We start from the raw sequence: 11,643 nt of genomic DNA, 5'->3' as shown, positions 1-11,643 counted from the left end.
TGGGTTCTCATACCCAGACGTAAAAAAGCTCCCCAAAAGAGGAGCTTCTACATACGTCCCAGGAGGGATACGGCTCTGGCGAGCCGACTGCGAAGTAGCGCTACCGAAGCGTATGCTCCGACGAACCCAGTGGGTTCTCATCCCCAGACGTAAAAAAAGCTCCCCAAAAAGAGGAGCTTCTACATACGTCCCAGGAGGGATTCGAACCCCCGACCGACGGCTTAGAAGGCCGTTGCTCTATCCAGCTGAGCTACTGGGACATAAAATTCAAGCGAAAATTAATATATCATATTGAATTGGAGTTTGCAAGTAGTATTGTTTATGATTTATAAATAGCGACATACCCGACACGTCATATATAAGTAGAATATATACGTTTTTTTGTTTCTATAAAAGGGTATGTTAGAATAACGGCAATATGTTAGGCGGATTAAGTTGGACAGCGGCTTCCGTTTCCCATATAATCTAACATCATTTAAGCTTTCGGTTGAAAGGGGGTGCCTTTATTAAGGACTCCAGTGCTGCCAAATCGGCGAATAACATTGTATTGTTCCCCCGTACGCTTGATTACTACCAGATTCAGCTTACAGTCATGCTCGAAAACGAGCGTTACGGGGAAGCGGTACGGCTGCTGCAATTTTTGCTGCAATGCCAGGGACAGGAGAAAAAGCACTACGATGAATGGACCGCGCTTTTACAATGGCTTGAAGCGGCCTTTCCTCAATATATGAACCAGGAGCCTGAGACGGCAGACCTGGATGATGAAGACATCAGCGAGGAGGAAATCGCAAGAAGGCATCTTCGCTCCAAGCTCGAAGAGGATGCAGGCTATGGAGATAAGCTATTGCGTATGGCTATGGACGGGCCCTTATCGGATCAAACCATGCTCGCCCTTGAACAGCTCTCTTATCTGGAGCAGCCGGGGATCGACGAAGAGCTGATTCGCTGGTTGAAGGAGGCTAAATTACATCCTTTGCTGCAGTTCCGGGTTGTCCAGACGCTGCGCAAACGGGGGCATGAGGGCATCATTACCTTTAACAGAGGAAATATGAAAGCAGAGATCGAAGTGGAGAGCGTTCCTCTGAAGCCGGACCAATTTCCGGACCCGATCATCCGCATCCTGGAGCGGGTAGCGGATCAGACCGAGGTGCATGAACCGACGCTGTTCTACTTTGCCCAGGAGCTGTGGTCTCAATTTGTGATGGCAATCTATGGAACGGATGATTACCTGTCCATGCTCACCGATGATGACAGCATGCTGGATACTTGGGCGGCCGCGTTGCATCAAGCTGTTTCGGAGACGCTTTCCGGCGGCAGGGCGGAAGAGGAAATGAGAGCGATGTATGGCGTTACGGATACAATGCGCTTCCGTTACGAGCAGGCCTACCGATCCGTGAAACAGTTTGTGATGGCAGGAATGAGCGGCCTGTGACTGGACGGAAACGTTTTCCTCTTGCGTGCTCAAGGGTTCACCCTTGAAAAAGATAGTAATGTTGTTTATACTAGAGTGGTTATTTTGTGCGTGTCTATAAACGTGACTATAAGTAAGATTTTGTTGGAGGGGAAAGCATAAAATGAAAGCAACTTGGGAGAAAATAGAGAAGAACCTTGGGGTTCTTGAAGTAGAAGTGGATGCGGAACGCGTAGCCGCTGCGCTTGACAAAGCTTTTAATAAAGTGGTTAAACAAATTAACGTGCCGGGCTTCCGTAAAGGTAAAGTGCCTCGGTCGATCTTCGAAGCGCGTTTTGGTGTTGAGAGTTTGTACCAGGATGCAATTGATATCCTTCTTCCTGAAGTTTACGGTGAAGCTGTTGACCAAACCGACATCTTCCCTGTAGACCGTCCGGATGTGGAAATCGACCAGTTCACCAAAGGCCAGTCCTTTAAATTCAAAGCGAAAGTAACAGTTAAACCGGAGGCTGAGCTTGGCGAATACAAAGGCGTCGAGGTTCCTGCATCCAAGGTTGAAGTTACTGATCAGGAAGTAGCGGAAGAACTGGAGCGTTTGCAGCAGCGCCATGCCGAACTGATTGTCGTAGAAGACGAAGCGGCACAATCCGGCGATATTACAGTGATTGATTTTGACGGTTCCGTGGACGGTGTGCAATTCGAAGGTGGACAAGCTGAGCGTTACTCGCTGGAGCTGGGCTCCAATACCTTCATTCCTGGTTTCGAAGATCAGGTTGTCGGCATGAATACAGGTGATTTCAAGGACGTTGAAGTAACTTTCCCTGAGAACTATCACTCTGCAGACCTGGCTGGCAAACAAGCGATCTTCAAAGTGAAAATTCATGAGATCAAGCGCAAACAGCTTCCTGAGCTGGATGATGAGTTTGCTAAAGATGTGAGTGAATTCGACACGCTTGCTGAATACAAGGAAGATCTTAAGAAGCAGCTTCAAGCCCGCAAGGAGAACGAAGTCAAAGCGGCTCGCGAGAACGCAGTAGTAGAGAAAGTTGCCGAGAATGCAACTGTCGATATTCCTGAAGCGATGATTAACAACGAAGTTCAAAACTTGGTGCGTGATTTCGACAATCGTCTGCGCAGTCAAGGCATGAATATGGAAATGTTCCTCAGCTTCTCTGGCCAAACCAATGAAGATCTGGAAAACCAAATGAAGGATGACGCCGAGAAGCGTGTGCGCAACAACCTTGTGCTTGAGCAAGTTGCCAAAGTTGAGAACATTGAAGTTTCCGAAGAGGAAATCAACGAAGAATTGCAGACGATGGCTGATACCTACAAGCGCTCTGTTGAGGAGATCCGTAGCATCCTTGAAAGCAACGGTTCCCTTGGAAATCTTCGTGAGGAAATTACACTGCGCAAAACGATTAGCTTCCTGGTAGATAACAGCAAGGAAGTCGAAGCTCCTGCAGCAGAGTAATCTTCTGTAACACCTAGTAAATGTATATTCCATAAGGCACGCGGTTACCCATACTCGTGCCTTATTTTTTCACTACGGAACCCATTTTAGGGGGGATATGGAACTGAATGGATCAGTTTAGTGTGGTGAAAAATAGACGTATTAAGTTACCGCAGCATTACATATACTATTAAAATGATCAGTAAGTAAAATGATCAGTAAGTGTCGCCAACGTCGTCTTGTTCTGAAATTTGCACATACATAAGAAACATGTTTAAATATGATAAGGTCCGAGAGAAATGACATCGGATTGGTATCATGTTAGAATATTTCTAGGTATATCTGTTTCGAAACCGGTTTCCGCTTTAATGGGGAATAAGCATGCTTACCTGCTTAAACTGGATCAACAAACGGTGTATCTGGGTATTATTACCAAAGGAAAAGAGGTTGGTCACGATGAGTCTCGTACCTATGGTTGTGGAACAAACAAGTCGGGGGGAACGTTCCTACGACATTTATTCGCGTCTGCTTAAGGATCGTATCATATTCCTCAGCGGACCGATCGATGACGATGTCGCCAATCTCGTCATTGCGCAGCTCCTGTTTCTGACTGCGGAAGATTCAGAGAAAGATATTCATTTGTACATCAATTCCCCGGGCGGTTCTGTGACTGCCGGTATGGGTATATATGATACAATGCAATTTGTGAAGCCGGACGTATCTACGATTTGTGTGGGTATGGCTGCAAGTATGGGTTCACTTCTGCTTACTGCGGGCGCTCCGGGCAAGAGGTATGCCCTTAGTAACAGTGAGGTTATGATTCATCAGCCGCTGGGCGGAATTCAGGGTCAAGCATCCGATATTCAAATTCATGCGGACTGGATCATCAAAACTCGTCAGAAGCTCAACCAGATTTATGTGAAGACGACGGGTCAGCCTCTCGAAAAAATCGAACGCGATACTGACCGCGACTTTTTTATGGATGCGGAAGAAACAAAAGCTTACGGCATCATTGACCAAATTCTCACGAAGCCGATCAATTTGTAAAGGGGTGGCCCCATGTTTAAGTTTAATGATGAAAAAGGACAATTGAAATGCTCCTTTTGCGGTAAGTCCCAGGAGCAGGTACGAAAGCTGGTAGCCGGTCCCGGCGTTTATATATGTGACGAGTGTATCGAGCTGTGTACTGAAATTGTAGAAGAAGAACTGGGCCATGAGGAAGAGATCGATCTCAAAGATATCCCGAAACCGAAAGAAATCCGGGACATTCTGGACCAGTACGTTATCGGACAGGACCAGGCCAAAAAATCTCTTTCCGTAGCCGTGTACAACCATTACAAGCGTATCAACACTCAAAGCAAAATCGAGGATGTTGAGCTGACGAAAAGTAACATTATGCTGCTCGGACCGACTGGCTCGGGTAAAACCCTGCTGGCGCAAACGATGGCTAAAATTCTTAATGTACCATTTGCCATTGCTGATGCCACTTCTTTGACGGAAGCCGGTTATGTGGGTGAGGATGTGGAGAACATCCTGCTGAAGCTGATCCAGGCGGCCGACTACGATGTTGAGAAGGCTGAACGTGGAATTATCTATATTGATGAAATCGACAAGGTTGCGCGCAAATCCGAGAACCCTTCGATTACACGTGATGTGTCCGGAGAAGGTGTTCAGCAGGCTCTGCTCAAAATCCTTGAAGGAACGGTTGCATCTGTACCGCCGCAAGGTGGTCGTAAGCACCCGCATCAAGAATTTATTCAAATTGATACGACGAACATCCTGTTTATCGTAGGCGGTGCCTTCGACGGACTGGAGCAAATGATCAAGCGCCGGATTGGCAAAAAAGTGATTGGCTTCAACGCCTCTGCCGAGCAAAAAGATCTTAAACCGGGCGAGTACCTGCAGTTGGTGTTGCCTGAGGATCTGCTGAAATTTGGACTGATTCCGGAGTTTGTAGGCCGCTTGCCTGTCATCTCCACATTAGAGCCGCTCGATGAAGCTACGCTCGTGCGTATTCTTTCTGAGCCCAAGAACGCGTTGACCAAGCAGTATCAGAAGCTGCTCGAAATGGACAATGTCAAGCTGGAATTTACACAGGATGCGCTGCAAGAGATCGCCCGAGAAGCGATCAAACGTAACACAGGTGCCCGCGGCCTTCGTGCGATTATCGAAGGCATCATGCTGGATGTCATGTACGAAGTGCCTTCGCGTGACGATATCACCTCCTGCATTATCAATGAGCAGGTTGTGAAGGAGAAGGTTGCGCCTGAACTGCACGGTAGTAACGACAAGAATAAGAAGCAAGAAGAGAGCGCCTGAGCATCGAACCTTCGCGATCTCTAATACATGAACTGCCAGTCTCCACTTCCCACCCCTCCGCAAGGACGGTTCGGGGGGTGGAGCTTTGGCATTATGGGAGAGATATGACCATGTTTTTAAGACAAGACACACGTCCCGTTAAAGTCGGAAATCTGACGATCGGCGGAAGCAACGAAGTCATTATTCAAAGCATGTGTACGACCAAGACGGCTGATGTAGAGGCCACCGTCGCAGAAATTTTGCGTCTGGAAGAGGCCGGCTGCCAGATTGTCAGGGTTACGGTCAATAATGAAGAAGCTGCGGCTGCGATCAAAGAAATCAAAAAGCAAATTCATATTCCGCTTGTTGCGGATATTCATTTTAATTATAAACTCGCGTTGCTGGCGATTGAGAACGGGATAGATAAAGTTCGTATCAATCCCGGCAATATCGGCCGGCGTGAAAAGGTCGAAGCGGTTGTTAAGGCATGCAAAGAAAAAGGGATTCCGATCCGGATCGGTGTCAACGCCGGTTCCCTGGAGCAGCATTTACTGGATAAATACGGTTATCCAACACCGGAGGCTATGGTGGAGAGCGCCCTCTACCATATCGGCATTCTGGAAGACCTGGATTTCCACGATATTATCGTTTCCCTCAAAGCTTCCGATGTGCCGATGGCGATCTCAGCTTATCTGAAAGCTGCAGAAATTATAAAATACCCTCTTCATCTTGGTATTACGGAGGCAGGCACCCTCTTTACCGGTACGGTCAAGAGCGCTGCCGGTATGGGTGCGCTTCTGTCAGCCGGTGTCGGTTCGACCATGCGTATCTCGCTCAGTGCAGATCCGGTGGAGGAGGTTAAGGTAGCGCGTGAGCTGCTGAAAACATTCGGGTTAATCACAAATGCAGCCACGTTGATTTCCTGCCCGACCTGCGGCCGGTTGGATATTGATCTGTTCTCCATTGCGAATGAGGTGGAGGATTATATTGCGAAGCTGAAGGTGCCTATTAAAGTCTCTGTTCTCGGATGTGCCGTGAACGGGCCGGGAGAGGCTAAAGAAGCGGATATCGGCATTGCCGGAGCCCGTGGTGAAGGTCTCCTGTTCCGTTACGGACAGATGATCCGTAAAGTACCGGAAGCGGAGATGGTAAATGAGCTGAAGAAGGAAATTGACAGCATTGTTAAAGCTTACGAAGAAACCGGTGAAATACCAGGCCGCAAGGAGCGTCATGCTCCGACCGTATAACCGGATGTGAATATCGTTTTCTCGTGCGCCGGGCAGGTGATTTAACGTCATTGCCCGGTTTTTTTGTGCCCGATTCTGCTGCTTTTGTTAATTCTTTCATTTAAATCTGTTTAGCAGCCTCCGAAAAGGAAATACTGATTTTAATAGAAACCCGCCGCTATGCGGCGCAGAGAGAAACGGAGGCTTACAAATGGATTGGACAATGATCGTAATTATTGTGCAGCTTTTTTTCGGGATCGTGATCGGGCTTTACTTCCTAAACCTGCTGCGCAGTCAGAAAACGAACCGTAGTGCCGTGGACAGAGAATCGCGCAAAGAATTGGATAAATTAAGAAAGCTGAGATCGGTCACGCTGACGAAGCCGCTGGCGGAGAAAACTCGCCCTGCATCCATAGAGGATATCGTAGGACAGAAAGACGGATTGCGCGCGCTCAAGGCTGCGTTATGCAGCGCCAACCCGCAGCATGTTATTATTTATGGTCCCCCCGGTGTCGGTAAAACAGCGGCAGCGCGTGTAGTGCTTGAGGAAGCGAAAAAGAACCCGCTGTCCCCATTCAAAAGCGACGCTAAATTTACCGAGATTGATGCAACGACGGCCCGTTTTGATGAACGTGGCATTGCCGATCCGCTGATCGGCTCCGTGCATGATCCGATTTATCAGGGCGCTGGGGCCATGGGGGTGGCAGGCATTCCACAGCCAAAGCCGGGGGCGGTCACGAAAGCCCATGGTGGAATGCTGTTTATTGATGAGATCGGGGAGCTGCATCCGACGCAGATGAACAAATTGCTGAAAGTGCTCGAAGACCGTAAGGTATTTTTGGAAAGTGCGTACTATAATTCGGAGGATACACATACACCTGCATATATCCATGATATTTTTCAGAACGGGCTGCCGGCAGATTTTCGTATGGTGGGGGCTACGACACGATCCCCTCATGAGTTACCGCCTGCACTTCGTTCCAGATGCATGGAAATCTTTTTTCGTTCTCTGCTGCCTGAAGAAATCGGGCGAATTGCAGAAGATGCGATCAGCAAACTGAGCTTCGAAAGCTGTCCGGAAGCGGTGCAGGCTGTGCAGCGGTATGCCACGAATGGCCGGGAGGCTGTAAATATGATCCAGTTGGCCGCAGGGCTGGCCTTGACGGAGAAAAGAGACAGGCTGGAGGCGGAGGATGTGGAATGGGTTGCGAGCAGCAGTCAGCTCCAGCCTCGTCCAGAGCGCAAGATTCCGAATCGTCCCCAGGTCGGCTTCGTCAATGGTCTCGCTGTATACGGCCCGAATCTGGGCATGCTGCTGGAGATCGAGGTGACTGCCGCACAAGCTGCCAAAGGGCAGGGGAAATTCAATATTACCGGGGTAGTTGAGGAGGAGGAAATCGGAGGAGGCTCCAGAACGCTTAAGCGTAAAAGTATGGCAAGAGGATCAGTGGAAAACGTGCTGACCGTCCTTCGAACCTGCGGTCTTCGTCCGCAGGATTATGATCTCCACATTAATTTTCCGGGAGGCACTCCGGTGGACGGTCCTTCGGCCGGGATCGCAATGGCCGCGGCTGTAGCATCGGCTATTCGCGGGATTCCGGTTGATCATGAGCTTGCGATGACAGGTGAAGTTAGCATTCACGGACGCATCAAGCCAATCGGCGGTGTGCTGGCCAAGGTGGAGGCTGCTCTTCAAGCCGGGGCCAAGCGGGTGCTTATCCCTGCCGATAACTGGCAGAACGTTTTTGATAAACTGGGGAATGTTGAGGTTATTCCAGTACAATCTATTCACGAAGCCTTCAGACAGATTTTTGGAGAAGAATGGGAGGAAACAACAGAGGTTCGCACTTCTCCCGATATGTTTACACCAGCGCAATCCCCTTATCTGCAGGCGGATGGATCCGGACAGGGAAGCACTGTGTGAAGCTGGTTTGCGGAAGAAAGCACCTTCATTGGTTTTTCCATGGAACATTTGATAAAATATGAACTATCCTTATCAGAGTAAGCTGTGCAAAGCATAACCGCTATATTATAACCGGTGCATGCAACTTGCTGAACCTGTGAACCATTGGAGGTGCGAAAGCGATGGGACCAAGTAAAACGAAAGGCCGTCGTTTTCCTTTACTGCCTTTAAGAGGACTTCTTGTCTACCCGAGTATGGTTCTGCATCTCGATGTGGGCCGGGACAAATCGGTCAAGGCTTTGGAAAAAGCGATGGTTGAAGACAATCTGATTCTTCTATGTTCCCAATCAGAAGTGAACATTGAGGAGCCTACACAAGAGGATATATTCAGAATCGGCACAGTTGCCAAAGTGCGACAGATGCTGAAACTGCCTAACGGTACAATTCGTGTGCTCGTCGAGGGACTCGAAAGGGCTGAAATTATTCAGTACACGGACAATGAGGAGTACTACGAAGTTCATGCCCGTGAGCTGCCTGAAGACGATACCATGCATCCGGAGACGGACGCACTGATGCGGACCGTTCTGAATCAGTTCGAGAACTATATCAATCTGTCCAAAAAGGTAACGCCCGAGACACTTGCCGCAGTATCTGATATTGAGGAGCCTGGGAGATTGGCCGATGTGATCACCAGCCATCTTTCCCTTAAAATCAAAGATAAGCAGGAGATTCTAGAAACCGTTGATATTCGCAAACGGCTCGAAAAGCTCCTTGATATTCTGAACAACGAGCGCGAGGTGCTCGAGCTGGAGCGCAAGATTAATCAGCGGGTCAAAAAGCAAATGGAGAAGACTCAGAAGGAATACTATCTGCGCGAGCAAATGAAGGCGATTCAAAAGGAATTGGGCGAGAAGGAAGGCCGGACCGGGGAAGTCGAGGAGCTGCGCAGCCAGATGGAAGGGCTTATTCTTCCGGATAAGGTACGGGAGAAGATTGAAAAAGAGATTGACCGTCTGGAAAAAACGCCTGCGAGCTCGGCGGAAGGCGGAGTCATTCGCAACTATCTGGATTGGCTGCTCAGTCTGCCATGGAGCAACGCGACGGACGACGATCTGGATATAGCCAAGGCTGAAGAAATTCTGGACGCAGACCATTACGGTCTGGAGAAGCCGAAGGAGCGGGTGCTGGAGTATTTGGCCGTGCGCAAGCTTGTGAAAACGATGAAGGGCCCTATTCTTTGTCTGGTCGGGCCACCGGGTGTGGGCAAGACATCGTTGGTGCGGTCCATTGCCAAAGCGCTGGGACGTGAGTTTGTCCGTATATCCTTAGGGGGCGTCCGTGATGAAGCGGAAATCCGTGGGCACAGACGTACCTATGTTGGAGCCATGCCAGGTCGGATCATCCAGGGCATGAAAACGGCAGGAACGGCCAATCCTGTCTTTCTGCTGGATGAAATTGATAAAATGGCATCCGATTTTCGTGGGGATCCTTCTGCGGCCCTGCTGGAGGTGCTTGATCCGGAGCAAAACAATACGTTCAGCGACCATTTTGTGGAGCTGCCGTTCGATTTGTCCAACGTGATGTTTGTCACCACGGCGAACGCGATTCACAACATCCCGCGCCCGCTGCTGGACCGGATGGAGCTGCTGAATATTCCGGGGTATACGGAGCTGGAGAAGCTCCAGATTGCCGGACGTTACCTTCTGCCAAAGCAAAAGCGGGAGCATGGTCTGACAGACGAACAGATCACAGTAGAGGAAGACACGCTGCTTAAAGTAATTCGTGAGTATACCCGTGAGTCCGGAGTGCGTAATCTGGAACAGCAGATGGCTTCGCTTTGCCGCAAGGCCGCCAAATCGGTTGTGTCCGGCATCACGGAACGGATTGTGATCACTCCGGATAACTTGAAGGATTTCCTCGGCATTCCGCGATTCCGCTATGGCATTGCGGAGCTGGAGGATCAGGTTGGAACCGTTACGGGTCTGGCATGGACGGAGGTTGGCGGTGAAACGCTGACGATCGAAGTTACGGTTGTACCGGGGACGGGCAAGCTGATCCTGACCGGCAAGCTGGGTGACGTGATGAAGGAATCTGCACAAGCGGCTTTCAGCTACACCCGTTCGAAAGCGGGCGAGCTTGGCATCAAGCCTGATTTTTATGAGAAGAACGATATACACATTCATATTCCTGAAGGAGCAATCCCCAAAGACGGACCTTCAGCCGGGATTACGATCGCAACTGCGCTTGTATCAGCTCTGACCAACCGTCATGTATCCAAAAGCGTTGCGATGACCGGAGAAATCACTTTGCGGGGAAGAGTGCTGCCTATCGGCGGGCTTAAGGAAAAGTCACTGGCCGCACACCGTGCGGGCTACAAAAAAATACTGCTCCCCAAGGACAATGAACGCGACCTGCGGGACATTCCCGACAGCATCAAGGAAGAAGTTGAATTTGTGCCTGTAGCGCATATGGATCAAGTGCTGCAGCATGCGCTGGTGGAGCAGACCGGGTTGCAATAGAGAGGAAACGGTAGACATGAAGGTAACAAAATCCGAATTTATAATCAGTGCTGTCCGGCCGGAGCAATATCCTGCTGACGGCTTGCCGGAGGTAGCTTTGGCAGGCCGCTCCAACGTGGGCAAATCCTCCTTGATTAACAGGATGATTAACCGCAAAAATTTGGCCAGGACGAGTTCCACGCCGGGTAAAACACAACAGCTTAACTACTACCGTATCAACGACGACCTGTACTTTGTCGATTTTCCGGGTTACGGGTTTGCGAAGGTGTCCAAATCATTGCGGCAGGCATTCGGTGAGATGATTGAAACCTATCTTACACAGCGTGAGCCATTGAAGCTGGTGCTGCAGATGGTGGATCTCCGCCATCCGCCTTCCAAGGACGATCTGATGATGCATGAGTGGCTGAAGCATTACAATTTGCCTTTATGCGTTGTCGGCACCAAAGCGGACAAAATTCCGCGTACTCGCAGAGAGAAGCATATCAAGGTGATTAAGCAGGAGTTGGGCATCGGCTCTGGTGACTTATTTATCCCGTTTTCATCTGAGGAAGGCTTGGGCAGAGAAGAATTATGGACAGTCATCTCCCGATACACGGGGGTAGGACAAGAATTGAATGAAGCTGCGAATCAGGAGTGAGAAGCGCCCACCGGGCGCTTCTTTTTTTCGTAGATGTTACCCGTTGGCGGCCTGATCTTTTTGTCCTGAATGTTAAAAGGCGAAGGATTTTGGCAAAATTATGGCGTGAAAGTGAGCATCCGATGAAAATGCAGGGATGAATAGCGGTTCATTGCGGTTTATTCTCATTTTTGCAGTTATTTCATAATTGGAGAATAAG

General features: G+C 49.4%; 8 protein-coding genes and 1 tRNA gene. 8 read left to right on the top strand and 1 reads right to left on the bottom strand.

All coding sequences use genetic code 11. The features are described 5' to 3' along the window. Positions 1–186: 186 nt before the first annotated feature. Positions 187–260, bottom strand: a tRNA-Arg gene (locus tag OIN60_RS02640). 332 nt (positions 261–592) lie between these two features. On the opposite strand from OIN60_RS02640, the gene OIN60_RS02635 reads away from it, so the two are divergent. The 8 genes from OIN60_RS02635 to yihA all read left to right on the top strand — a co-directional run bounded on the left by OIN60_RS02635 (position 593) and on the right by yihA (position 11,444). After that, positions 593–1,432, top strand: coding sequence for a hypothetical protein (locus OIN60_RS02635; protein WP_305753368.1), 840 nt, complete (start codon positions 593–595; stop codon positions 1,430–1,432). Positions 1,433–1,574: 142 nt separating this feature from the next. Continuing rightward, positions 1,575–2,882: a trigger factor gene (gene tig / locus OIN60_RS02630; protein WP_305753331.1), complete on the top strand. Its 1,308-nt coding sequence runs from the start codon at positions 1,575–1,577 to the stop codon at positions 2,880–2,882. Positions 2,883–3,317: 435 nt separating this feature from the next. Further along, positions 3,318–3,908 (top strand): ATP-dependent Clp endopeptidase proteolytic subunit ClpP, encoded by a 591-nt coding sequence (clpP, locus tag OIN60_RS02625; protein ID WP_305753330.1) that lies wholly within the window; start codon positions 3,318–3,320, stop codon positions 3,906–3,908. Between the two features lie 12 nt (positions 3,909–3,920). Then, positions 3,921–5,180: an ATP-dependent protease ATP-binding subunit ClpX gene (gene clpX, locus OIN60_RS02620; protein ID WP_305753329.1), complete on the top strand. Its 1,260-nt coding sequence runs from the start codon at positions 3,921–3,923 to the stop codon at positions 5,178–5,180. A gap of 110 nt (positions 5,181–5,290) precedes the next feature. After that, positions 5,291–6,406 (top strand): flavodoxin-dependent (E)-4-hydroxy-3-methylbut-2-enyl-diphosphate synthase, encoded by a 1,116-nt coding sequence (gene ispG / locus OIN60_RS02615; RefSeq protein WP_305753328.1) that lies wholly within the window; start codon positions 5,291–5,293, stop codon positions 6,404–6,406. A gap of 190 nt (positions 6,407–6,596) precedes the next feature. Further along, positions 6,597–8,309: an ATP-dependent protease LonB gene (gene lonB, locus OIN60_RS02610; RefSeq protein ID WP_305753327.1), complete on the top strand. Its 1,713-nt coding sequence runs from the start codon at positions 6,597–6,599 to the stop codon at positions 8,307–8,309. 161 nt (positions 8,310–8,470) lie between these two features. Continuing rightward, positions 8,471–10,807, top strand: coding sequence for an endopeptidase La (gene lon / locus OIN60_RS02605; protein WP_305753326.1), 2,337 nt, complete (start codon positions 8,471–8,473; stop codon positions 10,805–10,807). Between the two features lie 16 nt (positions 10,808–10,823). Next, positions 10,824–11,444, top strand: coding sequence for a ribosome biogenesis GTP-binding protein YihA/YsxC (gene yihA / locus OIN60_RS02600; RefSeq protein WP_305753325.1), 621 nt, complete (start codon positions 10,824–10,826; stop codon positions 11,442–11,444). The last annotated feature ends 199 nt before the right edge of the window (positions 11,445–11,643 follow it).

Origin of the sequence: Paenibacillus zeirhizosphaerae (assembly GCF_030705605.1) — a bacterium.
In the GTDB taxonomy this organism is placed as follows: Bacteria; Bacillota; Bacilli; order Paenibacillales; family Paenibacillaceae; genus Paenibacillus; species Paenibacillus zeirhizosphaerae.
The sequence above is the reverse complement of the archived record's forward strand: the minus strand, read 5'-3'. Positions and strand labels throughout refer to the sequence as shown.